This is a genomic window from Marinomonas sp. ef1, from assembly GCF_002806845.1.
GTDB classification, from domain to species: Bacteria; Pseudomonadota; Gammaproteobacteria; order Pseudomonadales; family Marinomonadaceae; genus Marinomonas; species Marinomonas polaris.
The window spans coordinates 406,983-432,565 of the sequence record NZ_NHTT01000002.1; the positions used below are offsets into that span (position 1 = coordinate 406,983).

Annotated in this window: 21 protein-coding genes; 7 read left to right on the forward strand and 14 right to left on the reverse strand. The window is 40.5% G+C overall.

What is annotated here, in order from left to right; translation table 11 throughout:
• Positions 1 to 27: 27 nt before the first annotated feature.
• From pglZ to CCS02_RS22225, 3 genes are read left to right on the forward strand one after another with little or no spacing between them, the layout of a single operon-like run.
• Positions 28 to 2,073, forward strand: coding sequence for a BREX-1 system phosphatase PglZ type B (gene pglZ, locus CCS02_RS04330; protein ID WP_100635912.1), 2,046 nt, complete (start codon positions 28 to 30; stop codon positions 2,071 to 2,073).
• A gap of 5 nt (positions 2,074 to 2,078) precedes the next feature.
• On the forward strand, positions 2,079 to 2,789 hold the full coding sequence (locus CCS02_RS04335; RefSeq protein ID WP_100635966.1) for a zeta toxin family protein: 711 nt from the start codon (positions 2,079 to 2,081) through the stop codon (positions 2,787 to 2,789).
• Positions 2,790 to 2,798: 9 nt separating this feature from the next.
• Positions 2,799 to 2,963, forward strand: a complete 165-nt coding sequence (locus CCS02_RS22225; RefSeq protein ID WP_198515327.1) for a hypothetical protein — start codon at positions 2,799 to 2,801, stop codon at positions 2,961 to 2,963.
• A gap of 46 nt (positions 2,964 to 3,009) precedes the next feature.
• On the opposite strand, the gene CCS02_RS04340 is transcribed toward CCS02_RS22225, so the two are convergent.
• From CCS02_RS04340 to CCS02_RS04380, 9 genes are all read right to left on the reverse strand, one after another.
• Positions 3,010 to 4,872, reverse strand: a complete 1,863-nt coding sequence (locus CCS02_RS04340) for a DEAD/DEAH box helicase family protein (protein WP_100635913.1) — start codon at positions 4,870 to 4,872, stop codon at positions 3,010 to 3,012.
• A gap of 61 nt (positions 4,873 to 4,933) precedes the next feature.
• Positions 4,934 to 6,928: a DEAD/DEAH box helicase family protein gene (locus tag CCS02_RS04345; RefSeq protein WP_100635914.1), complete on the reverse strand. Its 1,995-nt coding sequence runs from the start codon at positions 6,926 to 6,928 to the stop codon at positions 4,934 to 4,936.
• Between the two features lie 47 nt (positions 6,929 to 6,975).
• Positions 6,976 to 7,881 (reverse strand): GIY-YIG nuclease family protein, encoded by a 906-nt coding sequence (locus CCS02_RS04350; protein WP_100635915.1) that lies wholly within the window; start codon positions 7,879 to 7,881, stop codon positions 6,976 to 6,978.
• Positions 7,882 to 7,984: 103 nt separating this feature from the next.
• Positions 7,985 to 9,568, reverse strand: a complete 1,584-nt coding sequence (locus CCS02_RS04355; RefSeq protein WP_157807969.1) for a DUF726 domain-containing protein — start codon at positions 9,566 to 9,568, stop codon at positions 7,985 to 7,987.
• A 73-nt stretch (positions 9,569 to 9,641) separates the two neighbouring features.
• The gene (locus CCS02_RS04360; protein WP_100635916.1) at positions 9,642 to 10,871 is read right to left on the reverse strand and encodes a tyrosine-type recombinase/integrase; all 1,230 of its coding nucleotides are present in this window, start codon (positions 10,869 to 10,871) and stop codon (positions 9,642 to 9,644) included.
• A 230-nt stretch (positions 10,872 to 11,101) separates the two neighbouring features.
• On the reverse strand, positions 11,102 to 13,000 hold the full coding sequence (locus CCS02_RS04365; RefSeq protein ID WP_100635917.1) for an alkaline phosphatase D family protein: 1,899 nt from the start codon (positions 12,998 to 13,000) through the stop codon (positions 11,102 to 11,104).
• A gap of 57 nt (positions 13,001 to 13,057) precedes the next feature.
• Positions 13,058 to 13,456: an acyl-CoA thioesterase gene (locus CCS02_RS04370; protein ID WP_072839064.1), complete on the reverse strand. Its 399-nt coding sequence runs from the start codon at positions 13,454 to 13,456 to the stop codon at positions 13,058 to 13,060.
• 24 nt (positions 13,457 to 13,480) lie between these two features.
• Entirely contained in the window at positions 13,481 to 14,491 is a 1,011-nt protein-coding gene (locus tag CCS02_RS04375; RefSeq protein WP_232728815.1) for a GGDEF domain-containing protein, read from the reverse strand.
• Positions 14,492 to 14,670: 179 nt separating this feature from the next.
• Positions 14,671 to 15,015, reverse strand: coding sequence for a translation initiation factor (locus tag CCS02_RS04380; RefSeq protein WP_072839062.1), 345 nt, complete (start codon positions 15,013 to 15,015; stop codon positions 14,671 to 14,673).
• A gap of 147 nt (positions 15,016 to 15,162) precedes the next feature.
• Here CCS02_RS04380 and CCS02_RS04385 point away from each other — a divergent pair, with 147 nt between their 5' ends.
• Positions 15,163 to 15,705, forward strand: coding sequence for a GNAT family N-acetyltransferase (locus CCS02_RS04385; RefSeq protein ID WP_157807970.1), 543 nt, complete (start codon positions 15,163 to 15,165; stop codon positions 15,703 to 15,705).
• On the opposite strand, the gene CCS02_RS04390 is transcribed toward CCS02_RS04385, so the two are convergent.
• Genes CCS02_RS04390 through CCS02_RS04400 form a run of 3 tightly spaced genes read right to left on the reverse strand, consistent with a single transcriptional unit; the run spans position 15,674 to position 17,986 of the window.
• Complete coding sequence (locus CCS02_RS04390; RefSeq protein WP_100185819.1) at positions 15,674 to 16,402, reverse strand: pseudouridine synthase; 729 nt, start codon at positions 16,400 to 16,402, stop codon at positions 15,674 to 15,676. The two genes, CCS02_RS04385 and CCS02_RS04390, sit on opposite strands and share 32 nt — an antisense overlap.
• Entirely contained in the window at positions 16,399 to 17,337 is a 939-nt protein-coding gene (locus CCS02_RS04395; protein WP_100185820.1) for a D-2-hydroxyacid dehydrogenase, read from the reverse strand. The genes CCS02_RS04390 and CCS02_RS04395 overlap by 4 nt, the downstream gene beginning before the upstream one ends.
• A 10-nt stretch (positions 17,338 to 17,347) precedes the next feature.
• The gene (locus CCS02_RS04400) at positions 17,348 to 17,986 is read right to left on the reverse strand and encodes an arylesterase (RefSeq protein ID WP_100635920.1); all 639 of its coding nucleotides are present in this window, start codon (positions 17,984 to 17,986) and stop codon (positions 17,348 to 17,350) included.
• Positions 17,987 to 18,012: 26 nt separating this feature from the next.
• Here CCS02_RS04400 and CCS02_RS04405 point away from each other — a divergent pair, with 26 nt between their 5' ends.
• The 3 genes from CCS02_RS04405 to CCS02_RS04415 are packed head-to-tail and all read left to right on the forward strand — an operon-like array spanning position 18,013 to position 23,541.
• On the forward strand, positions 18,013 to 18,696 hold the full coding sequence (locus tag CCS02_RS04405) for an ABC transporter ATP-binding protein (protein WP_100635921.1): 684 nt from the start codon (positions 18,013 to 18,015) through the stop codon (positions 18,694 to 18,696).
• On the forward strand, positions 18,693 to 21,152 hold the full coding sequence (locus tag CCS02_RS04410; protein ID WP_100635922.1) for an ABC transporter permease: 2,460 nt from the start codon (positions 18,693 to 18,695) through the stop codon (positions 21,150 to 21,152). The genes CCS02_RS04405 and CCS02_RS04410 overlap by 4 nt, the downstream gene beginning before the upstream one ends.
• A gap of 40 nt (positions 21,153 to 21,192) precedes the next feature.
• Complete coding sequence (locus CCS02_RS04415) at positions 21,193 to 23,541, forward strand: DNA polymerase II (protein WP_100635923.1); 2,349 nt, start codon at positions 21,193 to 21,195, stop codon at positions 23,539 to 23,541.
• A 14-nt stretch (positions 23,542 to 23,555) separates the two neighbouring features.
• Here the strand turns inward: CCS02_RS04415 and CCS02_RS04420 are convergent, their stop codons facing one another.
• Positions 23,556 to 24,332, reverse strand: coding sequence for a TatD family hydrolase (locus tag CCS02_RS04420; protein ID WP_100635924.1), 777 nt, complete (start codon positions 24,330 to 24,332; stop codon positions 23,556 to 23,558).
• Positions 24,329 to 25,513, reverse strand: coding sequence for an EAL and HDOD domain-containing protein (locus CCS02_RS04425; RefSeq protein WP_100185825.1), 1,185 nt, complete (start codon positions 25,511 to 25,513; stop codon positions 24,329 to 24,331). Before CCS02_RS04425 ends, CCS02_RS04420 begins: the two co-directional genes overlap by 4 nt.
• Between the last annotated feature and the right edge of the window lie 70 nt (positions 25,514 to 25,583).

Sequence of the window (25,583 nt, forward strand, 5' to 3'; positions counted from 1 at the left end):
TGCTCTTAAAAGGCCAATATTCTCCCTATGATGATTATCGAAATACTAAAACAGCAACTACGACAAAGCGCCCACCATAATGTTAGTGTGCAAGCTGCCCCAGCCGCTATTCTTTGGACAGATGGCGAGCGTCAGTGGCAAACTGCTATGCCATTTATTAAGCAACAATTACCAGAAGTCATTGAACTAGGTGAATATGAGCCAGAAGAACGTATAGGCCCAGCAATTTGGCTAAAATGTGTGATTGCAGGGCTGTTAGAAGAATGCCAATTGCCAGGTGATTTGACGCCAATTATTTATCTACCAGGTGTTAGTCGTAAAGATTTACGCGCTATCGAAAGTTGCCCTGAATTTATTAAACCTTTAGCAGAACTGCAGTATCGCGGTTGCTGGTGGACTTACCCTAATCTTAATCGCGATTGGACTGTAGGAGCATTTCTAACTAATTCACATATAGGGTTGGAGCTGGATATTGCTAAAGACAAGCAGACTCAAGAATCTCTATTAACTGTTCTTCCTGATTTATTGGAAACACCTGTTTCTCATCTACAAGGTAAGAAACTGGAAGCTTCAGACTTTATTTCTATTGTGTTGAATGACCCTATTAAAGATATTCTGGGTTGGCTTAATCAGCCAGAAGAAAAGGCTGTTAGTTGGAAGGGCAGTAAGTGGGATGTATTTGTTCAATCTTGCCGAACTCATTATGGCTTTGATGCTTTGCAAGATGATATGTCAGATATATTACAGCTACTGTGTTTGGCTGAGGGAGAGTGGCAGGACGTATGGCAGCGGTTTGAAGAAACAGCAACGAATTTACCAAACATAATCGAGCGCTTGAAATCAGTGCAACCTAATGGTTTGGCAATGGTTCATCCAGAGCATTATTTAACCGAAAACATGCGTGATGAGGGGCAAATTGAATCTGTTATTCTTCAAGTTGATGGACAGTCAAGCGACACTATCAAACTGGCTCTAATCCGTGTCTGGCAACAACAGCAATCTCGTAAAGGATGGCTTTGGTTTGGTTTAGGCTTATCGCCATGGTTAGAAATTCTAGAAGAGCTAGTGGCGGTGGTTGAGCATACTCAAGTGGCTTTTACTGGTGCAGACCCACAGGGTATGGCTGATATGTACGCTGAACGTTTTTGGAAAGCGGACAGTGCGGTTATTAAAGCCATGTCAAAAGCACGTCATATTCAACATGAAGAAGCATTGGCTACGCTGCTTGGTGTGATTTACACGCCTTGGCTTGAAGAAACGACACTAAATTTTCAAAAGTTAGTAGAGCAGCAGGGCTACCCTGGTGATAACCAAGTACGATCGGGTGTTGGACAATATCATCTTGGTGGACAAGTTGTTTTCTTTGTCGATGGCTTGCGTTTGGATACCGCCCACTGGCTACAAGATAAGTTAACCAAGCATGAAAACAGACAAGTGGTACTCAGCACTAAGTGGTCGGCGTTACCTTCGTTAACGGCCACGGCGAAAGCTGCGGTGACACCTGTAGCGGATCTCCTTACTGGTATGCTGGACAACGACGATTTTAAACCTGCTGTAGCAAGCACTATGGCAGAGTTTAGTAGTCATCAGTTAAAGCGAATGCTAGGTAATGTTGGCTGGCAATATTTGGATGGTTTAGAAACTGGAGATGTTAGTGGTTATGCCTGGGTCCAAACAGGTGATTTAGATCACTTAGGCCATGACCACCAGCGTAAAATGCCTCAACACATTGATTCCGTATTGAATGATGTGGTTGCTCGTATTGAAGGGCTGCTTGAAGCAGGTTGGCGACAAATCAAAATAGTCACTGACCACGGCTGGCTATGGGTACCCAATGGTTTACCTAAAGGGAATCTTCATAAAGCACTAGGAAAAAACCGCCAACGCCGCTGTGCAATTCTTAAAGATAACGTTACTCATGATGGTTTAGTGATGCCTTGGTATTGGAATCCTTCGGTTAACATTGCCATGGCTCCTGGTATATCCGCTTACGTCACCGGTGACTATTACAATCATGGTGGGCTGTCACTTCAGGAATGTTTAACACCAGTGTTGGACATTAAAAAAAGGTGAGTGATTTGAATGATGAAGCAATAATAGCTAAAGCGATTTTAGAAGCAAAAGCTAGTAAGAAAGAAATTGCTTCAAGTCAAATTGATCATCTACCTAGAGAGGAAGAGGCGGTATCCGTTTTCATGGCAGGTTCACCTGGCGCAGGAAAAACTGAAACAGCGAGAAGTATGATAAGGGACTTTAGCTCGGAATCTGGTCAGAAACTTGTTCACATTGAAAACGATGAGCTACGCAAAGAGTTTGAAGATTATAATGGTCAGAACTCCCCATTATTCCAAAGAGCAGCAACCCTTTTGGTCGAGGCGATTCATGATCGGGCGCTAAAACAAGGAGTGAGCTTTATACTTGACTCTACTTTGTCTAGCTTTGATAAAGCTAAGTCAAATATTGAACGCTCTTTGAAGCGAAACAGATATGTGCTCATAATTTTTGTTTATCAATCACCAGAACAAGCCTGGAAATTTGTAAAAGCAAGGGAGGGTACCGAGGGGAGACGCGTTCCAGAAGAAGTATTTGTGAAGCAGTTTTTAGATTCACAAATTGTGGTTAGTGAATTAAAAAAATATTTTGGTGATCGAGTAAATTTAACCTTTATAGAAAAAAATATAGATGGAAAAAATGATCGCCCTCACTTCAACGTAACGAACATTGACGCGCTGTTTCGCAAAAAGTACAATGAAAAAATGTTAGAAGATCTTATCCAGAAGGATAAATGAGAGGTAAATATGTCTACTTCTGAAAGAATAACCGTGAAATCAACAGCTTTTTCTGATTTTATCCGCCACGGATCGTCTCGTGAAAAGCGAAAGTTTTTTGATAGAGTAGTCCGAGAAACGATAAAAGAGCAAAAAGAAGTTATTGCGCTGGCTGAACGAGCTAAGCGGATATAACAATATTTATGACGCAGATTGGAAGCAGGCTAAACAGCCTGCTTTTTTAGTTTTGGTATACGCTCTTATGACGTATGTGACCAGGCTGTTGGATTTCTAGCTTATCATCTGAGAGTGATTGTGAGTAGTTCCCGCGCTTGTAAAGAAGAATCAAGGTGTTGTCATACTCTAAGTTAAATAGACCACAGATTTCTTCCATATCGGCTTGGTCCATTGCACGTTTAAAAGCGTCTTTTTGTCGTGATAGATTGTAAGTACTAAAGATACTTGCCATAACACGCTTGTTCTCAGTAATTTCACCGCCACCTGGTTTAACGATGGTATTAAATTCGACTTGCTCTCCTTGACTTAGTTGTTGGGTAAAGTAAACCGATCGGGATTTGGCGCAGCTTGGGGTGCCATCATCATAGGTCGCGCCATTTACCCACTGGGCTTTTATCCAATTTTGGTATTCACCTCTTAGTGCACGACCCTGTTTTCGGTAGGGCTCCCCATCAGCTAACAATTCTTCTCGAATTAGTCTTATACCTTCTAGTAGATCTGGGTCTTGTGTGTATCGAGTGTAGTCATATTGTTCTTGATCCAATTTCCCTGGAACGACCACATAACTCTGGGTTAGATATATTCTCTTATCAACAAGCTTACGTTTGGATGAGACTTCAATTAAAGCAGCCGGTGTTACGGAAGTACCACGATCAAAGCCTCGAATTTCATAACGTTCGCAAATATCTTCAAATTTTTCTCTAATACCTTGGAATTCTTGACGCTCATCTTGATCTTCAAGGAAGTCTAATAATTCTCCATAGGCACGAACTGAATCAAGGTTCGTGTAATGTGTGGCTGTAGTATTGTTATGATAGCCGCATGCACGCCCTACATTTGCTTGCACAACGGCAGCGATATTAGAAATAGAACTGTCCCAACTGTTGATCAAGTTTTCTTTCATCTCTTGGCCAAAGTTTACGCCAGCACGGAATCCAGCCACAGTAATAGCGATAAGTTTATCGTCGAATAATTTGGCGGTTTCGTATTCACGCTTGAAGTCCTCTAAGGAACAAAGCTCATGATCTTCTAATCCAACCAGCTTTTGCCCAATAATATGTATTTGCTCTGATTCGATACCGCTTTCTAACAAAATATCTCGTGCTTGCTTAGCTTGGCTAGTGGGTACTCTAATAAGTGACCAGCCTGACCTCTCGCGCTCTTGGAATTGACGAATAAAGCGTTTCCTTAAAAATAAGGCATCGCAGAAATCTCTGTTATTTTCGTCTAATTTGACAATTTGTTGATGGCGGTGCATTTCTCGAATTCCGTGATATTCATTGCTTGTTTTGTGGAAGACAAGGGCTGTATGAAAGTTGTGCCTCAGAATCGAGTCGTCACTTGCAGCATAGAGAGCACTGAAGGGTGTTGCTGAGACAAAGGCTATACGGCATTCAAGGTTAATGTTTTCTAGGTAATCAAATACTTTAGCGTAACGCACACTGTCAGTAGCTGAACCATAATGACACTCGTCAATAATAATAAGTTTAGGCGCTTGGAACTTAAACTCACCCTTGAGGCATGACTCAAAATGAGTAAAGTTACTAACGACTACGTTATGGCATGTAGCTAGGTCATTTTTAGCCTGCTCTTGTAATGCAACATCAGCCATTGTCACTAAGTAAAGCGTGTCTTTTAAGTATTTTCGTTGACAGAGTATTTCATCAGAAAGTGACAGCCGTTGCATTGAAGCAAGCGCTAAAGCAATACCAGATTTGCCAGATTGCATTTCTGCTGCAATAACAACAGCACGAGCACCATTCTGGAATTTTGAAAATGTTCTTTCTGCCGCTTGTCTTTGATGTTCGTAAGTATGCTTACTTAGTGTTTTACGAACAATACTTCGATGTTTGTCTGTCTTGCTCATTGCTTTATTACCTTAAGAAAAGAGGGCGTTTGGAGCCCTCTTTTCTTTATCAACATAACAGTTAGATTTGCTCAACCACATCAGAAAAATGTGATTCATCACTTAACTCGCTTTTTTTGTCAGGAAGTTGATTGTGCTCTTTTTTCTGTAATGATCTCTCCAAATCATATTCGCCACGTTTGTATATCACCATCATAGTGTCATCGTGATCAATACCAAAATAGTCACACATTTCAGTAATATCTTCACGGTTCATTGTGGTTTTATTAACTTTACGACGAGAAATGTTGTACGTACTAAATACAGCTGCGACAACTTTCTTGTCTTCAGAGCGTTCACCAGAACCTGCAGCAACGACACGATTGAATTCAAGGTATTCTCTTTCATCAAGCATCTTTGTGTAGAGCATTGTCTTTTCTTTTTGGGTCCCATCAGCTCTTGCTTTCTCTGGGTTATCATAGCTATCACCATTAACCCAATGTGCTTTGATCCAATTTTTTGCTTTACCTCGCATGGCGCGACTGCCTTTTACGGAGGGGGCACCTTTAGCTGTGTATTCGCGTCGTATTGTTTCAATGGCAGAAAGTAATATAGGGTCAGATGTGTAGTTGTCATAATTTACATTTTCTTCTAACAACTTGCCTGGGACAGCTACATAACTATCAACCTTATAAGTTTCAACATCACCGATGGGGCGACGTTTCTTAAACTTAATAGTAAGGCCAACATCTAACCCATTTACTTGGTATTCCTGACAAACATCTTCAAAAAACTCTTTTAATCCATCGAAATCAGAAGCGGCATGCTCGGAACACGTATTTTCTAAGTGATCCAGAATAGCCGCATAAGCTTCAGTTGCATTCAAGTTGGTATAGTGTGTTGATGTATTGTTACCATGATAACCACATGCACGTCCTACATTAGCCTGTACAACAGCGGCGACACTTGCAACTGTACTATCCCATGTCGAAATCAGATTATTTTTCATCATAGAGCCGAAGTTGATGCCAGCCCGAGCCCCGGCAACAGTTATAGCGATAAGTTTATCTTCAAAGTCTACAGCCTCGTCAAATTCTTTTTTAAAACGTTCTATAGTGCAATGTTCGTCTTCGGGTACGCCACTTAGCGAATTCCCTAATATATATATGGATTCTGCAGGAATGCCTTTTTCGATTAAAAGGTGTTTGGCTTCCATGGCCGCTCCGGGTGGTACCCGTACCAGCGACCATCCCATTCCTTCGTGGTTTAAGAATTGCTGGATTAATTCGTCGCGCTCAAATGTCTGCATCATGAAATTGCGGGTTTCAGATTCAAGACCTTTCACCATGCCATTTTTCAGCATTTCCCGCACACCATAATACTCGTCACTGGTTTTGTGGAAAACTAAGCGAGTGTTGAAGTCTCGCCGGAGGATGGCGTCTTTTAGTATGCTTTCAGCTGCTTCTTGTGCTTCTTTCAATAACTCATTATTTTCTGCATCTTGAGCTTCTTGTTTCAGCTCCATGAGTTCTTCGTATTCTGTTTCCGCTCCGTACAGAGCACCAAAGGGCGTCGCAGAAATGAATACGACCTTGCACTCATCGTTTTCTTGCTCTAAGTAATCAAATATCTTGCCATAGCGTACAGCCGCCACATTTGACCCGTAGTGGCACTCGTCGATTATGATAAGCTTTGGTGGGTTGCCTTTAAACTCGTTTTCTAGGGCTTTTTCGAAGTTGATAAAGTTACTAACGACGACATTTCTCGCTTGTTTCAAATCCTCCTCAGCTTGATCACGAAGAGCAGTGTCTGGCATCGTAACCAGGTACAGCGTGTCTTTTAGCTGATTGCGGTAACAGATATCTTCATTAGACAGGCTTAAACGCTGCAAGCAACAAAGAGCTAGTGCTATTCCAGATTTTCCTGCTTGCATCTCTGCTGCGGTTACCACGGCTCGTACATTACCTTCAAATGCTTTAAAGGTCTTTAGTGCGGCATTAACCTGGTGAGAATGAAGGCTTGATCCTTCTAATATATCGGTAACTCGTTGGCGTAATTTCGTAGATTTGTCTGACATAACAGTTCCTTGTGTTAGTTTTATTCAGTGTAGATTAACTAAGGTAGTTAGATTTTTAAGTGGTTATTGTGATTTGCGCTCAATATTTCAGTTGTTTCTACAGATTTCAGATCATGGCCAAGCACATTTTTCCACTCTACTAAGCCGTTAGCACTTCTGCCCATAATGACAGTTGCTGCAGTGGATGGACTACTAAAAAGATAATCCGTGTTAAAAATCATTTCTTCGTTTCCTTGTGTTATCACACAGCTATCAATAAGTTCATTACGCAGGTTTTGAGCGCTTTTTGGAAAGGAAGGTACAGTGTTATTGGTTACTGTAGTACCAGCAAAAACTACGAACCCATCACTTGTTCGTTTTCCTTTACCTGATGCTCCTCTGGCGCCTTTCAAATTGAAAATATCATCAGTCTGATAGCTATCTAGAGCAGTATTAACCAGTGGTTCAAAAATCTTATAGCCCATTGTATTAACTAGAATTTTTATATATTCAATAAACTCTTCCATTTCGGCTTGGTCAGCTTCTGAAATATTGCTTCTGGTAGGTGTGTTGGCGTTTTGTAGCTCATACCTATTGGTATGCAACGCAATTTCATAAAGGCGGGATTCTAAGTACTTGATATGAGCTTTGTTTAAATTCTCATCTTTACTGATGAAAACAACAGACTCGTTCCAAAACTCTTTTTCTGATACGTGTTGTGCTAAGCGAGTATAAGCATTTTCAGCTTCTCCAATGTAGGCTTTTGGTTTAGCAGATGATGATTCTGCTCGCCCGAATAATAGATAAACTGAGGTGCTTTTCAGATCCTGACGGTCGGAGCAATCTTTTACCGTTCCACGAGGGATACGATATGCTTTGCCGTTCCAGTTTGATAATTCACAGATCATTCTCCCGTTTGGATCAGCATCCATCAAAAAAAGCTTGATTGTTTTACCGTACTTCTTTGAATACATTCTGTTGCCCTAGTAACCTGATAGTTCTAAAAATATTAACCATGAAGAACTCAGGATTTGTCTATTCGTAAAATGATCCCACATAAATTGTTAAATATGTTTTTTAAAAACCTGTTTGAATGATAGACGTTAAGGCTTTTTTATATTTTGTATGTCCATCAACAGTTGACGAAACATTGAAATTTAAAATGGATGGATTTTTTATTTCGTTTCTACCTATAGGACTTTTGAAGTCAAGTTTCACGCCTTCACCAACACTATAAAAGTATTTTAATACATCATCATTTAAACTGTAGTAGTTATAAATATTACCTGACACACTATTTTCAATACTATACCAGTTAGGTTTACCTATATCGCTTTTATCTTGTGAGCAAAGACTAGATACAGCTCCTCCAAGTAAATGCACGTCTTGAATATATTGCTGATCTTTTGTATTAAGTGCACTTAAGCATGAGTAGATTACACGAGCTCCGAGTGAGTGACCAATCAAAATATACTTTTCATCTGTTCGTGCAATAATATCAGCTAAAAGAGCTCCTGTTTCATATGCTTTTACACTAGCTACGGACCAAGGATTGGTTGCAAGACCAAAAGCCTGAAGAGCATACCCAGCTGGAGCCAGTTTTTTTGCAGCTGCTTTTGAAGCGGATAGTGCTGCTGCGGTCAAAAAGCTCTTGCCAGTACTGTCCCGACCAACAGCAAAAAAAGATGATGCAATGTCTTTCAGCCTTTTTGATTCCCATTTGACGTAATATATTGGGTTTTCAGGATATAGAGAGCTAATTGGCGACACCCAGCTTTCAGGAGCGTCTTTTACTTTCTCAGTCAAAAAACCATCTATACAAATAATGGGGGTGCCGGTACCTTGCTTGGTTTTAATTATTTCAAAACCATCAATATCACCATAATAACTATTAGAAATAACGGCACCATACCGACCACCTAGAGCTGAACCTGTAGCCGTAACTACTGCAACTCCTCCAGCCATACCTAGTCCTCCGGCAGCTAACGATCCGCCTCCTAACATAGCTAGACCGCCACTTGTTGCTGATGCTCCGCTTAGCCCTAAAATTGACGTCCCAATAGCACCGCCGATTGCGGGCGCTGCCGCTAATGCTAGGGGTGCAATTACTGCAGCACCACCAATGGTATAAGCTGCAGTAGTCCCGATTTTTTTAAAGTTGGTTTCCTTTCTTTCTACAATATACCTATATTCTCCAATAGTTTTTAATTTCCAATTCAATGTTTCAAACTTTGCAATCTCGCCTGCGTGAACCGCACAGAAATTGTTTGACCAAAATCCTTGCTTTTCTAATGCTTTATTATCAGATTCTTTAGAATATTTAGCTTTACTTTCGCATGCCCTACATTTAACAACATGATTCCCACAGCCGTCACAAATATAAATATTTCTTGTCAAACCGCCTTTTTCCGTAAGTCTACAGGTGTGTTTTTCAAAACACCAAGAGCAATATGTTTCTTTTGTGTCTAGTTGGGAGTCATAGTTATCACCGAACCTATCAACCATACTGCCTACGTTATCCGATAGTTTTTCAGCCTGATGCTTAACTTCATCTGGTATAAGTTCAGAAATATCTTTTTTTAAGTTCGCTGCTTTATTAGAAATAGTGTCAAACGATTCAGTAGATATAGATTTTGCTTGATCTAATAGTTTTTTAAACATGGAATATGTCCTTATATGAATTAAAACTTATTTGACGCATTTAGCAGACTGTTTTATACATTCTGATTATGTGTTATATATTACTTATAAAACCCACATTGCACCATTCCTCCATCAATAATCTTCTTTTCTGAAGTAAATCCCCACGTTGATAAGCTGCTTCGGCTTGGTCCTTAAGTTTATGTGCAAGGGCGTGCTCAATAACTTCTCTGGAAAAGCTGGTGGTTTCTCCTGCCCAATCTCTAAAAGTAGAACGGAAACCGTGTTGGGTTAAGTTTTTGCGATCCATACGTTTAAGAACTGCTGTAAGGGTCATATCTGACATCTGCTTCCCTTGTTGACCTGGGAAAACTAAATTGCCACCAGCAACTCTAGGGAGCTCATCAAGTATCTTAAGTGCACCACTTGAAAGCGGTACTCGATGTTCTTTACGTGCTTTCATACGCTCTGCTGGGACAATCCATATTTTATTTTCCAAATCGATTTCATTCCATGTGGCACCACGAACTTCACCAGAACGAGCAACCGTTAAAATTGAGAATTCAAGCGCTCTGGCTGAAAGGCCAGGGCGCTTGGATAGTTCTTTCATGAAATCAGCAATTTCAGCATAAGGGAGGGCAGCGTGATGCTTACGCTTCTGAATCTTGCTAGGTTCTGGAAGCAGCGGTTTGAGCATACCTTTCCAACCGGCTGGATTATCACCTTCTCTAAATTCTTTTGCTTTCGCATAGTCCAAGATCGTTTCAATGCGTCCACGCAGACGGCTAGCAGTTTCATTCTTTTCAAGCCAAATTGGTTGCAGAACTTCGAGGATGTGTGTCTTGTTAATTTGATTGACAAATAGGTGGCCAATAATAGGGAAGGCATATTGCTCTAAGCTGGAGCGCCATTGAGCAATGTGTTTAGCATTTTTTAGCTCTCGCTCCTTGATAGACAGAACTGACTGAGCGCACTCAATAAAAGTTATTTTCATTCCTTGTTGACGTATTTGATCGGCTTTTTTCTCTCGCTTTGACTCTAATGGATCAATGCCATTTTTAATTTGTTTACGTAGCTCTCTGGACTTCTCTCTTGCATCAGATAAAGATACCTCAGGAAAGGAGCCAAGACCCATATTAAGCCTACGAGGAACTTCTTTGCCTTGTTTGTTGATTCTAGTTCCCATGGCCACACAAAGTACCCAGCTTCGAGAGTTGCCAGTGACTTTAAGATAAAGTCCATCTACGCCACCGACAGCATGACGGCCTTCTGATTTTAGCTTTGTTACGGTAAGAGCAGATAGCTCTTTTGCTTTTTTTGGCATATCAAACTCCTGTGCTACATTGTGTACTGCATAAAAACCTAGATTTTAGTATATCTGGTTGGACGCTACTGGAAAAGATATCCTTATAACTTAATGATAAATATGAAAAAATTATATTAAATAAGATGTTATTGGAAACTATTATGGCGGACTTGCTCACCGCCATTATTTAAAAAAAGACATCATATGATGTCTTTTTTTTCGTCTTTAATTTATTGAATTCGCTGTGTTTATTCCCAGGTAGCATCTCGTTCAGATAATTTAAAGTGTATGTCACGACCATCAGAGCTCATTTGCACAACTGCTGATGGCGAGCCATCGTCATTTAATGTTACTAAGCTTATTCCTGCCCCATTCAGAAGGCGCTCACCATGAGCAGCGGTTTCTGGTTTATGCGGAATGACTTTCATGCTACGACGTCGAGTAAACCAGTTTAGTGGTGATCGAGGTGAATAAAGCCAGCGATTTAGGCGATCAAATATATCTAGTAGCTTTCCAGGGAATTCATTTTTAATTCCGCTACTGGTTATTTGCCACAAGTCTGATCCTTGTTTATTCCCACGCAGCTGAATATCGTAAACAAAAGAGTAGTGAACATCTCCTGAAAGTATGACAAAGTTCTTCGGTGTTTGGTTATGCCTGAACATATTCATTAGGGCATAAGCTGAGCCTGGGTGAGCCATCCAGTTTTCTGCATCAACCATCAGGGGTTTACCAAGCCAAGTAAATACCCGTTGGATACTTTCGATTAGTTTAACTCCAAAAATAGGAGCTGGTGATACAAGCACAACCGCATCGAGTCCCTTTAATTGCTGCTGTAGGTCAGTTAGTGCCTCCCAATCCATTAGGCCTGAAGGGTTTTCCAGTGATTTCTCTGATCGCCAGCGCTGAGTACGAGTATCCAAAACAACAAGCGGAGGTGTTGTCTGCCAGGTATAATTCCATTTAGAAAAACGAAAGAGCTCCTGTATTAACTCATCATGTTCTACTCTACCAGGTTGATTTAGCACTTTTTGAATTTTGTTTATAAGCTCATTCGAAAAGTATTCAGGTGCATTTCCCCAGCCTTGGCATATTAAATAGCCAAGCAGGGCGTTACCGATAATGCGAGCTGAGAATGGGTGGTTATAGGCTGTTTGCTCCCATGCTGCAGTAAGGTTCCAATCATCCGTAATGTCGTGATCATCAAAAATCATTGCGACTGGTAAATGCGCTAGAGCACGACGAACCTTGGATAAACCCTTAACAAAGTCTTGCAATATAAGCTTTTGTTTCGAAAAATCTTTCTTTTGCTCATCAGATAAACCGGTTGGCTCCGACCAACCATTATCACCTAATAATAAATCCCAACCCTTAGGTGACCAAACTAGAGCGTACATAGAAAGTATTTCAGCCAAAGAGATTAAATGATTTTGAGCTGTATCGGTCGTGAAAACAGGCTTTCGTACACCGCCAAAAATCTGCTCAATCATACTACGGTTTACTTTGTTCTCAGGTAAAAGTGTTTCTCTTGCGTAGTAATAAGAGGATTTTCTATGTAACTGATGTGCGCTTTCAACTTCAATGCAAGGTAGCTTTTCATCATGCATGCCAAGATGAGGTATCAACTGATGAATTGCCCATAACATTGGAGCCGCTACATCATCCGCATAAATTTGATCTCCGCTCATCATTAAAATACTAGGCCAATCCTTTGGATCTGTATTTTGTAACAACTCATCAACCCTTAATAACCCATCTTTACTAGAATGATGAGGCTTGCGACAAGATCCGTGTAGCATTTTATTTATGCTTGGCTGTAAGATAAAAAATGGCAGTGATTGCTCGGGATAAACAAGATCCTCTGACCATTGAGTCCAGTCAAGGCCATTAAGCCGTAGATCATAATGAATAGGGTTGTTAATTGGTAAAGGAGTTTCTAGCTTAATATCGAGTAGCTGTATGAATAGGTTTTCACCAGCCTTCAGTTGGGTATGACTTTCAGTTATCTGAGCGTCTTTTAGTTCAAATAAAGCTGTTTTGTTTTGAGTTAATATTAAGTCAACCGTAACAGGCTCTGTCGTCATCAACCAGAACGTAAGTCGATCCGTTGTCATTCTTCGTAATAACGGGCCAGCTAATACCTGCATAATTTCCTCATATAAACTTGTTGAATACTGCATATCAGTATTCAACAAGTTATTGATTTAGGATGCAACCAAATGGTCAACAATAGGTAGGCCTTTCTTAGTGGTAGATGTGACGGTCATCTTTGCACTTAGTATTAATTGGTCATTGTCAGATTGATGTACTTGCTGGAGAAAATTAAGCTTGAGCTTCGATACTCGCTCTATTGTTGTGTGGATATAAAAAGTATCACCACTTCGCAAAGATCGCATGTAGTCTAATTCTGCCTTGATCAAAACAAGATATATGCCTTGTTTGGTGATCTCGGCAAAATCTAACCCTCTTGATTTTATAAATTGATGCCTAGCGTGCTCTAAATAATTTTGATACACCGAATTGTTAACGATTCCCTGCATATCACACTCGTAATCGCGAACCTCAAAATAAATGCGATCTTTGTGATCTAATTTGTCCTTCATAGTGTGGCCTTAAAAAATTGGGATTTATTCGTGGTGGGCAATTCGATTTTTGCCAGACCGTTTTGCGTATAACAAATAATGTTGTGATCGCTCAACTAGCTCACTAGGGCTTTCGTCACCGAATAAAGTAGCTACACCTATGGACACAGTCACTTGGCGTAGCAGCACTTTGGTGTTTTTGTAGCGTATTTTTTGAATTGAAACTTCATTGCGAATAGATTCAGCTAGCTGAGATGCAACACTCAACTCTGTTTCACTCAGTAGCATAGCAAATCGACCACCTTTAAGGCGCGCAATAAAACCATTTTCAGGCAATAACTCAACTAAAAGTTTTGCTACGTATCGAATGAGTGAAGTGCCAGCTTTATTGCCATATTCTTGATTAATTTCAGCAAGGTTATCAATATCTATTAACAATAGGGTTAAATCATCCTCAGCATAAGGTACTAAGGAGAATAATGACCGTTCAAAACCTTTCTCATTAGCTAGTAAAGTCATTGCATCAAGTTCAGTATTCTTTTTTACATCTAATAGTTCGGAGCGAAGACTAGCTAATTCTTCTTGGGCAGAAAGTAGAGCGCTGCTAAATTTTTCAATTGCTTGATTAGCTTTGAAAGCACCTCGCTCCAATAAAAGAGCAACCTGTTCTACTTGAGCGGGTTCACTGGTATTTTTTAGTGCGGCTTTTGCAGTACGTAACGTTCCATTAAATCGCTCAAGCTCACTAGAAATGCTGCTGGTGTCTGTCTCTAAATTAGTGGTAAGACTTTTTAGTACTGAACCTTGGCGGTGAGCATGCTGGAACTCTTCAGGAAGTAAGAACTCATTGAATAGCTCTTGTGAAACGAAGGCAGGTAAACTACCAAATCGACGTAAAGCACGATCAACAACTTGGTTGAATTTTGGATTTTTATTTGACGCATATTCATACCATATACCATAATTATAAGGTGTCGGCGGAATATCTAACTTCACCATAAGTGGTATTGCTGATCGCATTAGTTGATTAGCTTGCTTAATATTATGCTGGAACATCGGAACCCCTGCTGCCATTACTTACTACCAAGACGTCCCATTTCATCGGTGGCAATTCATGTTTTATAAAAGAGCGCGAAAGCTCGGTAACATTACGGCTTCGATTTTATAACGATTTAGTTATGTTTTCTCATTCTTGAAAACATGAATATAGTAAGACTAATAATTTATAATAGCCATTAGCCACCCGTAAATTTACTAGAAAAACCTTCTTTTTCAAGCAACTCTTTTATTTTTTGTCGATTATCTCCTTGCACTTCAATCTGGCCATCTTTTACAGCGCCACCGACACCACATTGCGTCTTTAGTTTTTTGCCCAGTATCTTTAATGCATCTTCAGTAAGAGGAAGGCCAGTAATAACAGTTACACCTTTACCTTTTCGGCCCTTTGTTTCTAAGGCTATTAGAACTTTTCCATTACCAATAACGTTATCATTTTTGCATTGACACTCAGAAATAGGGTGTTCGCAGCTTGAGCAAAGCCGACCTTGGTCTGTTGAATACACTAAATTTCGATTCTTCATGGATTTTGGCAACCTCTACCATCCCCGTTGACACACAGTATTTTATCATTTCGATAAAAGCGAATCAGATAAAAATTGCATTATTCGACATTTAGTTAAAATCTGCACTAAGATGATGATAATACCAGTTAAAAAATGCGTGTTGATATGAAAAGATTACTGAGAATTCGTCAAGCCACTGAGGCTGATCTTAGATGTATTTTGCTTTTTGAGTTTCGCAACCGAGGCTGGTTTTCCCAATTTTTACCGAGTCAAGTACTAAGACAACAAACAGAAATTTATTTTAAGCGATTACTTAGAAGTAATTTGAAGCATTTGCAATATCTGGTGTACTTACCAAACGGTGTTCTGATTGGTCGTTTTAATGGACAAATATTAGGCAAAAAGTCAGTTGAAGTTTCCTATCGAATCGCTAAAAATTTCACTAATCTAGGGATTGCAAAGCATGCGTTAAAACACATACTTGTTCTTTGGGCAAGTAAAGGTATAACTGAAGTGTATGCACAAGTAGCAGATCATAACAAAGCCTCAATTAAAGTCCTTCTCTCATGTGGCTTTGAAATTAATGAAATCCAAAAAAATGCGATAAATTTAGATCCAGAGATCCATGACTGCTTAGTGTTTCGCTGGTCATTTGCAGAAGATTTACCCCATAGAGTCAATCAGTTCGATAATATTCCAGTTTGTTAAGTATGTTAATTATCTTGTCACTTAAATCTGCTTTTAACGTAATAGGCTGATTTGTAATAGGATGATTGAATTCAAGACTTGAAGCGTGAAGCATCAATCTAAAGTCGTCAGACCAAATTTCTTTAGCGACTTTATTAATATGGCGACAGCCATAACAAGAATCACCCACTAGCGGATTCAAATAGTGTTTAAAATGTCGACGAATTTGATGTTTTCGACCTTGCTTGGGGGTAACTTCTAGCCAGCTTAAACGCATGCTGTCATATCGACTCACAGGAACAGGAAGTAGATACTGACTTAGTCGAGTAAAGCTAGTTTCAGCCTCTCTTTCGGTACCTTCAATTTTAAAACGAGATCTACCTTTCTGTTCATTAAGCTTAGCAAGAGGGTAATTAATCACACCATAATCATCGCAATAACCACGTACTAAGCAGTGATAAGTTTTCTTAGTTTTAGATTCAGCGAACTGAGCTGAAAGGCGCCTTGCTACTTCTGGGCTAAATGCCATCACTAATACCCCGGATGTTCCTCGGTCAAGGCGATGAACAGGAAACACCCATTTCCCTGTTTGATCTCTCAACCTTTGAACAACAGCGTCTTCTTCGTCTTTAGCTAAATTGGTTCGATGAACAAGCAAGCCTGCTGGCTTGTTGACGGCAACCAAGTGTTCATCTTGAAATAAAATAACTAGCGTCATTCTGGCTTATCTATGAAAGAGGTTATTTTATCCATAGCCATGTCAACTAAGGTTTGCATCGCTTCATCACTTGCCCAAGCAATATGGGGAGTCAGTAAGAAATTTGGCTGTTTGGTAAGAGCTTGGAGTGGATGATCTAGCTGCATAGGTTCTTGTGTCGAAACATCAAAAGCCGCACCTGTGATGGTATTGTTTTCGAAAGCTCGTAACAGCGCATCCTCATCAACAATACCGCCACGGCTGATATTTAGTAATAGGCAGCTCTTTTTCATTAACGAAAACTCGGCATCACTGATTAGATTTTTTGTTTCTGGTGTTAATGGGCAATTGATACTGATGATATCGGCGAACTTTAAGGCTTCTTCGAAGTTGATGTAACCAGGTCTAGTATTTGTAGTTCCTTTGCGATCGGCAAAGATCACCTTCATACCGAAAGCAAGCGCGATAGCAGCCACTTTTTTACCTAAGGTTCCGCCGCCTATGATAACCATAGTTGAACCTGACAAATCTTTAATCGGGTAATCAAGAAAACAAAAATATTCAGAAGTGGCCCATCTACCAGATTTTACCGCATCTAAATACGATGCAAGATTTCTTCTTAGAGCCAGCAGCATAGCAAAAGTATGTTCAGGCACGCTGATTGTGGAGTAATCCGCTACATTTTGAACGGCGATGTTTTTATCCTTACAGGCTTTTAGGTCTACGTTATTGGTGCCAGTTGCCATAACTTGTATGAGTTTTAGATCTGACGCGCTGTTAATCGCAGCAGCATTAACAACGACTTTATTGGTAAGTACAATACTTGCACTTTTGATACGTTCTGCTACTTCCTCAAGAGCCGTATTGTCGTATTCAACAACTTCATTAATTTGTGTAGGCAACTGGATTTTGATGTACTCAGGAAATGATCCTCTATCTAGAAAAACCGCTTTCATCTCACCTTCCTTATTTTTTTGACTGAATTTTATCTAATAGTGGTTGTAAATATGGCAGTATATTTTGCAGTACAATCGGTTGACCTTCTTTATTAGGGTGTAAGCCGTCGCTTTGCATGAGATCTTTGTTTAAAGCTACATTTTCAAGCATAAAGGGTAGATACGCGATATTGTGTTTACTGGCAATATCCTTGTACAAGTTAAAGAACATTTGTGTGTAGCGTTTTCCGTAATTTTGCGGAATTTGGTTACCGATTAGTAAAACAACGGCACCGCTATCTTGAGCTTGCTCAACCATTTTTTCCAAATTCATTGTGGTCTGATTTAGAGGGTAACCACGTAATGCATCATTAGCACCAAGCTCTAACACTACCAAATCTGGTTTATGAATGGCTAAAAGATCGCCAAAACGAGACAAACCACCTTGTGTTGTTTCACCACTAACACTGGCATTAATAACTTGTATTTCAGGGCGAGATTGAGAAAGTTGATTTTCAAGTAAACTAACCCAGCCATCTTGTTGTCGTAAGTTATATGCCGCACTAAGACTGTCACCCATAACAAGTAAAGTAGAAGCTGAAGCAAATGAACTAATGAATAGCAGCGTGATTATTGTACCTAGTTGCCTTAATTGCTTTTTTAAAAACATATCAAACCTTTTTAGAGTGAATCACCATGGCTAGAAACACCGCGATTAAAGTGTCTAATTTAACTCATACAGTGACATCGAATACAGGGGATTTAACCATATTGAAAGGAATCAATATGGAAATCAAGGAAAGCGAGTCCGTGGCTATTGTCGGTTCATCAGGTTCAGGCAAGTCAACTTTACTAGGTTTGCTAGCCGGATTAGATGTGAATACATCCGGTGATATTTTTCTTTATGAACAAGAGTTCTCTAGCCAAACAGAAGAGCAAAGAGCACTCGCTCGAGGCCAATACGTTGGTTTTGTCTTTCAATCGTTTCATCTTTTGCCTAGCCTGCAAGCCATTGAAAATGTCATGTTACCCGCTGAACTAAAAGGCGATAAAGACGCACGCAAGAAGGCAGAAGTATTACTTGAGAAAGTCGGCTTGTCGCACAGGTTAACCCATTACCCGAATCAGCTGTCAGGTGGTGAACAGCAGCGCGTCGCAATTGCTCGTGCATTTGCTTCTAACCCTAAAATTTTGTTCGCAGACGAGCCTACAGGCAACCTTGATGAAGAAAATGGAAAGCTTATTATTAAATTGCTATTCGATCTTAATCAATCTCAAGGGACGACATTGGTGATGGTAACTCATGATAATGAACTTGCTAAAATGTGCGACCGTCAATTGGTCATGTCTGCAGGTCAGCTAACGGAAAAATCTTTATGAGTTTTACCTTTCGTTTAATGTTCAGAGATATTCGTAGTGGTGATTTGCTCACACTTCTATTGGCTTTGGTTATCTCAGTAAGCACAGTCACATCGATAGGTTTGTTCATTGATCGCTTACAATTATCCTTCGAACAAGAGTCTGCAAACCTTCTAGCGGCCGACCGTCTAATCCGCTCAGATGACATTATTCCAGCAGAATGGGAAACAGAGGCCAAAGAACTGTCTTTGCAAACCGCGCAAAGAACGTCTTTCACTACCATGATGTTCGCTGGTGATTCACTTCAGCTTTCTCAATTAAGTGCAGTTAGCGATGGTTATCCATTAAAAGGCGCTTATCTTGTCGACGACGTTTTATTTGGCACAGGTAAAAGTTCGACCGAAACGCCTAAGCAGGGAGAAGTTTGGGTGTCTTCACGTTTAGCTAGCTTGCTTAAAATTACCCTTGGTGATCAAGTTGAAGTGGGAGACGCCTCGCTTAAAGTCACAAAATATCTAGTGCGAGACCCCGGTTCCAGCACTTCTGCGTTTGCTATTTCTCCACGTGCCGTGATGAACATGGCGGATCTTGCGGCAACCAATGTAATTATCCCCGGTAGCCGAGTACGTTATTCTCTCTTACTTGCTGGAAATAAAGCTTCGCTTGAAGAATATGAAACTTGGATAACGCCACAATTGAATGAAGGCCAACGCTGGCAAACTCCCACTCAACGTGGTGAACGTATTGGTGATACTATCGGACGGGCAGAGTCCTTTTTGTTATTAGCGGGTACTTTAGCTGTAGTTATGTCTGGCGTCGCTATGGCGCTAGCTTCGGCTCGATTTGTAAAACGTCACTTGATGCAAGTCGCTATTTTAAAAACACTAGGCGCAACGCCAAAATTATTAGGACGATTATTCTTCCTACAGCTTTTTACTTTATTTCTTGTCGGTGCCGCGATTGGTTTGAGTATCGGCTGGGGCATGCAGGAAATAATAGCCTCTTTGCTGTCTGGATTAATGTCGACAACATTACCAGAACCCTCTATTAGTCGTTTATGGCTGGGTGCAGCGACTGGACTAATATCCATGGTGGCTTTTTGCCTACCGCTGATGTCTCACCTTATCAAGATTTCGCCATTATCTGTGTTGCAGCCTAATGCAAAAATTGAACTTAATACCTTTACCATTTACGTAATCGGATTCATCGGTATGTTTGGATTAATGTGCATGTACACCAATGGCTTCTTATTGCCAAGCATTATGACTGCTGCCATTTTGGGGATTGCACTGTTTGTTGCAGCCATTGGTTGGTTGGCTTTTAAACTTGGCCGTTCGTTGACGTCAGGAGCCACCAGCGGTTGGCAAATAGGTCTTGCTTCCTTATATAGAAGGTTGATACCAAACCTATTTCAACTTTTGGTATTCACGTTAATCATCATGCTTTCTTTGATTCTGATTGGCGTTAAATCCAGCTTGATTGCTGACTGGCAACAACAACTCCCAGAAGATGCTCCAAATCATTATTTATTCAATGTACAAGCGGACCAAATTGATCCGATTAATGACCAAACGACTCAATTGGGTCTCAAAAAATCTGATTGGTATCCTATGGTGCGTGGTCGTGTCACGGCAGTGAATGATCAAACCGTTCAATCCCTTTACCCTGACGAAAAGGGCGAGCCTGAGCTTTATGAACGAGAACTAAACTTAACTTGGTCAGACACGCTTGGAAAGGGCAACGAACTTGTCGAAGGCGATTTTTCTGCTGAAGGGCTTTCAGTCGAGCAAAAGGCCGCTAAAGAAGCAAACCTAAAAATAGGAGATAAGCTGACTATAAATATTGGTAGCAATATTGTCACCTTGCCTATTACTTCCGTTCGTACTGTTGACTGGGGATCAATGCAACCCAATTTCTATCTAATTTTGCCTAAGAGTGCGTTAGAAGATTATCCAGCCAATTTTGTAAGTAGTTTGTTTGTAAATGATATAGAAGCGCAGTATTTTTATCGATTGATGGCGAAATTCCCTACGGTTTCTATTTTGAATCTGGGCGATATTTTAAAGCAAATACAGACGATAATAGGGCAGTTGTCTCAGGCTATTCAGTTGGTGTTGTTTTGTATTCTTAGTGCTGGCGCTTTGGTGTTATTGGCTAGCGTTCGCTCGACACTAGAAGAACGCCTAGAGGAAGGTGCCTTGTTGCGAGTGCTAGGTGCTAGAGGTGCATTAGTCAGACAGGCGCTGTTGGTGGAATTTGGCGCTCTTGGATTCTTTGCCGGACTCATTGCCGCCATAGGCGCAGAAACCTGCTTATTTGGTTTGCAGGTTTTTGTGTTCAACGCCGAAGCGAGTTTTCACCCATTATTATGGCTGTTGGGACCCGCTATTGGTGTGGTAGTCATATCAACGATTGGTATATTTGCTAGTAGGACTGTGTTAAAAGTGCCGCCCATGCTTTTACTACGTGGGTTATAATTTAATAAAATAAGCACTTTTAAAATACTAGGCTGTTTAGATGTTTGTAGAAAAAACTGGCTATATTGTGAGCCGCCATACACGTGATGTTAGCGGTCACATTGAAATGAGCCTTTTTATAAAAACACCGGAAGGGACGGTAAAAGTCCTTCCGGATAGGCAGCTTAGCGTTTTTTTCACCGATGCACCGCTCGATAGTCTCCCAACTGATATAACGGGCGTGCAATGTTCTGAATCTGCATTGAAGTCATTCAATAACGAGCCAGTTGTGTTAGTTCAAAGCACTAGCCTAATGCTCCACCAGCAAATGATTAATTTGGTAAAGCGTAATGGCTTCTCTGTTTTTGAAGAAGATATTAAGGCTCACAATCGTTATTTGATGGAACGCAATATTAGAGGTGCAGTGCGTTTTATTGGTGTCCCCGACTCAAGTAATCAAACTTTTCGCCAAGCCAGGGTCATTGCTGGTGATTGGCAACCAGATTGGAACGTTTGGTCACTGGATATCGAAACCTCTGTTTCAACAAACACCTTGCTTTCCATAGGCATTACGTCACGAGATCAACGAGTCGCTTTCGTGGTAACCAACCAAGAGACCAGTTCTCCAATCATTCGTCGCTTCAGTGATGAGAAAAGCTTATTGCTGGCGTTTATTCGTTATGTGAAAAAGTATTCTCCAGACATTTTCATCGGTTGGAATTTAATCGGCTTTGATTTGCAATTTATTGATCAGCGCTGCCAGATTTTGGGGATTCGTCCGGCATTTGGTGTTAATGGTGAAAATTGGAACATTCGTTCATCCGATAACCAGGGCAAATACTTTGCCAGCATTCCCGGACGCGTTGCTTTAGACGGCATCACTTTATTGAAAGTGGGTGGTTATCATTTTGAATCCTACAGTCTAAACAACGTCAGTAACGAAATTCTTGATGATGGCAAGCTGTTGCATGGCAGTGAGCGCTGGCAAGAAATAGAAAGATTGCATCGGGAGGATTTAGACGCGTTTGTCGCTTACAACCTTCAAGACTGCGATCTTGTCATGCGCATCTTTGAAAAACTAAAGCTCATAGAATTACAACAAACTCGAGTAGATTTAACCGGTATTCCTTTTGAACAAACTGGTGGATCAGTCGCGGCTTTTGAAAACCTGTATTTACCTCGATTGCATTCGGCTGGTTGGGTTGCACCTGCTTGGAGTGACGATGACTTTGTCGCCAGTCCCGGCGGTTTTGTTATGTCATCGATACCTGGGCTTTATAAAAATGTATTGGTTTTTGATTTTAAAAGCTTGTATCCAAGTATTATTCGCACCTTTCACGTTGATCCTTTAGCCCGTATAGCCGCCCAACACTCAGCTAGCTTAGTTCAGGATAAATTATCAGTTACACAGCTTGTTCCCGGTTTTTTGGGAGCAAGTTTTGATCGCCAACAAGCTATTTTGCCCTCATTAGTTGGTGAGCTCGCTCAAGCAAGGGAAGAAGCCAAAAAAGTAGGTAATGGCATTTTAAGTTACGCCATTAAAATTATCATGAATTCCTTTTACGGCGTACTGGGTTCAAATGTCTGCCGCTTTTATCACGCCGAATTAGCAAGCTCTATCACCATGCGTGGCCATGAATTATTAGGTAGAACTCAAGTCTGGATGGAAGAGCGTGGCGCTCGAGTGATATATGGCGATACAGACTCTCTCTTTGTCACATTAAACAGCGAGCAAGAAGACCCTCAAAAACAAGGTGAGCGATTGCGCGATGACATTAATGCCTGTTTATCAAACTGGTGTAAGGAATACGCTCAGCTTGACTCCCATTTAGAGCTTGAATTTGAGCGAGTTTACGAACGATTTTTCATGCCTACAATACGCGGGCAAGAAGAAGGCAGCAAAAAGCGCTATGCAGGAAAATCAAACGGAGAACTTGTCTTTAAAGGATTGGAGGCCGCTCGAACCGATTGGACGCCTTTGGCAAGGCAGTTTCAGCGAACCTTGTTTGAAAAAGTATTTAGTGATGAAAACCCAATTTGTTACATTCAAGAGACTATCGCAAAACTTAGAGCGGGTGACTATGATGATCAGTTGGTTTACAGCAAGCAGTTGAGTCGATCGTTGTCTTCTTACACTAAAAATAAGCCACCGCATGTCAGAGCGGCCGCCATGATTGATCAAAAAAGAGCAGAGCAGGGACTCCCCCTAGAATACAACAAAGGTAGGAAGCGTGTTTATTACCTTTATCAGCGCTCTGGCGTGGTGCCTTATGAAAGTCCTGAGAATTTGATTGATTTGGATTACGAGCATTACATCGAAAAACAGATAGAACCTATTGCCGATAGCATATTGCCATTTTTCAAAACCAATATGGCAAGTTTGCTCTCGCAACAAATCTCTTTGCTTTAGTTTTTATTAAGCGATTAGATACGGATTCCGAACGCTGTTTCTGTGTTGTCTGTTGCTATTTTTGCCAGCTCTTCCAAAGAAATTCCTTTTAGTCTAGCAACCTCTTGCGCAACCCAAGGTAAATATTTAGGGTGATTTTTCTTTGGGCGTGGACGAATGTTGCGAGGCAATAAATAAGGCGCGTCGGTTTCAATAAGTAGTTTATTCAAAGGAATATGAGGCACAGAAGCTTGTAAGTCTGCTCCTCGGCGCTCATCACATACCCAACCTGTGATACCAATAAACAATCCTAGCTCTAAATACTTATCCAACTCGACTCGACTCCCTGTAAAGCAATGAATCACAGATTTTCTAGCTAAACTTGGGTACTTTTTAAGTATCTCTACCATCTCTTTGTGTGCATCTCTTTCATGTAGATACAAGGGAAGGCCGTGTTCAATTGCCAACGCTATTTGCTCATTAAATGCGTAAAGTTGTTCATTTGGTGTTGAATAGTTTCGGTTAAAATCAAGGCCTGTCTCACCAATAGCGACAGGTCTAGCGTCTTTAATAAGGGCAGAAAACTGAGTTTTACTTTCTGTATTCCACGTTTTTGCCTGATGGGGGTGGCAGCCTAACGTATTCCATATCGTAGGATGTTTCTGGCTTAACACCTGGATCTGCTTACTTTCCTCTAAATCAGAAGCAATGCATATCATGCCTTTAACACCAGCTTCTTGCATGTCGATCAGGGTTTGATCTAAATCATCTAGAAAATGGCTGTGATTGATATTTACTCCGATATCTATCATACCCCCCCCATCTCACGAGCTTCTTTTAAGCTTTTTATATACAGATCTTTGAGTGATTGCTTTGACATATCTTTGCTTGCAAGCATGCCAAAGGGGATTTTCTCCCATCGACCAGCTTCATACGCGACGACTATTTTTAAAATACCACCCAAATTACCTTTGTACTCCAGTAATGCGGATTTTATGTTTTCGTCAAGTGGTAAATCTTTTAGAAGTGTTGGCAGCTCTTCGTCTAGGAAGCTTGGTAGGTAAGAAAAAAGCCCTACTAAAAAAGCACCGTCTAACTTTGGGAACAACGCAGTAGAAAGGTTTTGGCAAAAACAAGCACGCGAAACCGCCATAGAAAATAAACAATCAGGCTTTCCCGACACACTGCCTAGCATAACAAGCCCAACCCATTTAATCAGATCTCTGACACCAATAATCTCGATTGCTCGCTGAGCATTAGAGACATTAAATTGACTGCGATAAATCACAGAATGTGTGAGTTTTATGATTCGATAGGTTAACGTTGGGTCTCGTTCAATGCATTCAGCTAATACTCTTGGAGATGATTCACGGTTGTTCAGCGCCACTAATAAATCAATCAAAATAGCTTTATACGCTAAGATGCGTTTGCCTTTAACTGATGTCATCTTATTGATGAAATTTCCACTAAATTGGCCTTCAGGAACATTTTCTAAAAGCTGCGCAAATTGTTCCGACTTTTCAATTTTATTTACCCAAAGATTTTTTGACGATAAGGCTGGATGTTTAACTCTAGTAATAACATCATCGACAGATAGATGATCCAAGGTAAGCATTACATAAGAGAAGATACTCAGTAAGGCAACAGTAAGCGCCTCAGGCTTAGGGTTTATAATGCCCAGCTGGTAGCCTTGAAGACGAAACTCAGATAACGTTTCAACGTGTTTTTCAGTTAATTCATTGGCACTCAAGAAAATAACCATATGAATGTTTGTTTGTAATGGTAGGGCCGAGAGTTCGGTTAAGCTAGTCTGAAAAAATATAGTTTTTTGCTGTGTTATTTCGGTAAGATTGGCATCTACAAACAAGGAGCTTAAAAAAGAAGCATCTTGCCCTTGAGTTACATTGCTTGGATGTAGTATGTAATAAGCGGTTGTTTCTGATAGTCGATTTACAACAGCTTTACGGCAAAAAAGTATATCGGCATCCTTCATTAAGAATCCTTGCAACAAGAGTTAACACAAAAAAATACTGTAAGATTTAGTCTTATAGAATATCATGGTT

What these genes read in the sequence shown, in the direction of transcription:
- CCS02_RS04340 (WP_100635913.1), bottom strand. Translation starts at nt 4,872, where the DNA reads ATGAGCAAGACAGACAAACATCGAAGTATTGTTCGTAAAACACTAAGT.
- CCS02_RS04360 (WP_100635916.1), bottom strand. Translation starts at nt 10,871, where the DNA reads ATGCCAAAAAAAGCAAAAGAGCTATCTGCTCTTACCGTAACAAAGCTA.
- CCS02_RS04375 (WP_232728815.1), bottom strand. Translation starts at nt 14,491, where the DNA reads ATGTTCCAGCATAATATTAAGCAAGCTAATCAACTAATGCGATCAGCA.
- CCS02_RS04350 (WP_100635915.1), bottom strand. Translation starts at nt 7,881, where the DNA reads ATGTATTCAAAGAAGTACGGTAAAACAATCAAGCTTTTTTTGATGGAT.
- CCS02_RS04415 (WP_100635923.1), top strand. Translation starts at nt 21,193, where the DNA reads ATGTTTGTAGAAAAAACTGGCTATATTGTGAGCCGCCATACACGTGAT.
- CCS02_RS04400 (WP_100635920.1), bottom strand. Translation starts at nt 17,986, where the DNA reads ATGTTTTTAAAAAAGCAATTAAGGCAACTAGGTACAATAATCACGCTG.
- CCS02_RS04395 (WP_100185820.1), bottom strand. Translation starts at nt 17,337, where the DNA reads ATGAAAGCGGTTTTTCTAGATAGAGGATCATTTCCTGAGTACATCAAA.
- CCS02_RS04420 (WP_100635924.1), bottom strand. Translation starts at nt 24,332, where the DNA reads ATGATAGATATCGGAGTAAATATCAATCACAGCCATTTTCTAGATGAT.
- CCS02_RS04345 (WP_100635914.1), bottom strand. Translation starts at nt 6,928, where the DNA reads ATGTCAGACAAATCTACGAAATTACGCCAACGAGTTACCGATATATTA.
- CCS02_RS04365 (WP_100635917.1), bottom strand. Translation starts at nt 13,000, where the DNA reads ATGCAGGTATTAGCTGGCCCGTTATTACGAAGAATGACAACGGATCGA.
- CCS02_RS04405 (WP_100635921.1), top strand. Translation starts at nt 18,013, where the DNA reads ATGGCTAGAAACACCGCGATTAAAGTGTCTAATTTAACTCATACAGTG.
- CCS02_RS04355 (WP_157807969.1), bottom strand. Translation starts at nt 9,568, where the DNA reads ATGTTTAAAAAACTATTAGATCAAGCAAAATCTATATCTACTGAATCG.
- CCS02_RS04380 (WP_072839062.1), bottom strand. Translation starts at nt 15,015, where the DNA reads ATGAAGAATCGAAATTTAGTGTATTCAACAGACCAAGGTCGGCTTTGC.
- CCS02_RS22225 (WP_198515327.1), top strand. Translation starts at nt 2,799, where the DNA reads ATGTCTACTTCTGAAAGAATAACCGTGAAATCAACAGCTTTTTCTGAT.
- CCS02_RS04385 (WP_157807970.1), top strand. Translation starts at nt 15,163, where the DNA reads ATGAAAAGATTACTGAGAATTCGTCAAGCCACTGAGGCTGATCTTAGA.
- CCS02_RS04370 (WP_072839064.1), bottom strand. Translation starts at nt 13,456, where the DNA reads ATGAAGGACAAATTAGATCACAAAGATCGCATTTATTTTGAGGTTCGC.
- pglZ (WP_100635912.1), top strand. Translation starts at nt 28, where the DNA reads ATGATGATTATCGAAATACTAAAACAGCAACTACGACAAAGCGCCCAC.
- CCS02_RS04425 (WP_100185825.1), bottom strand. Translation starts at nt 25,513, where the DNA reads ATGAAGGATGCCGATATACTTTTTTGCCGTAAAGCTGTTGTAAATCGA.
- CCS02_RS04410 (WP_100635922.1), top strand. Translation starts at nt 18,693, where the DNA reads ATGAGTTTTACCTTTCGTTTAATGTTCAGAGATATTCGTAGTGGTGAT.
- CCS02_RS04390 (WP_100185819.1), bottom strand. Translation starts at nt 16,402, where the DNA reads ATGACGCTAGTTATTTTATTTCAAGATGAACACTTGGTTGCCGTCAAC.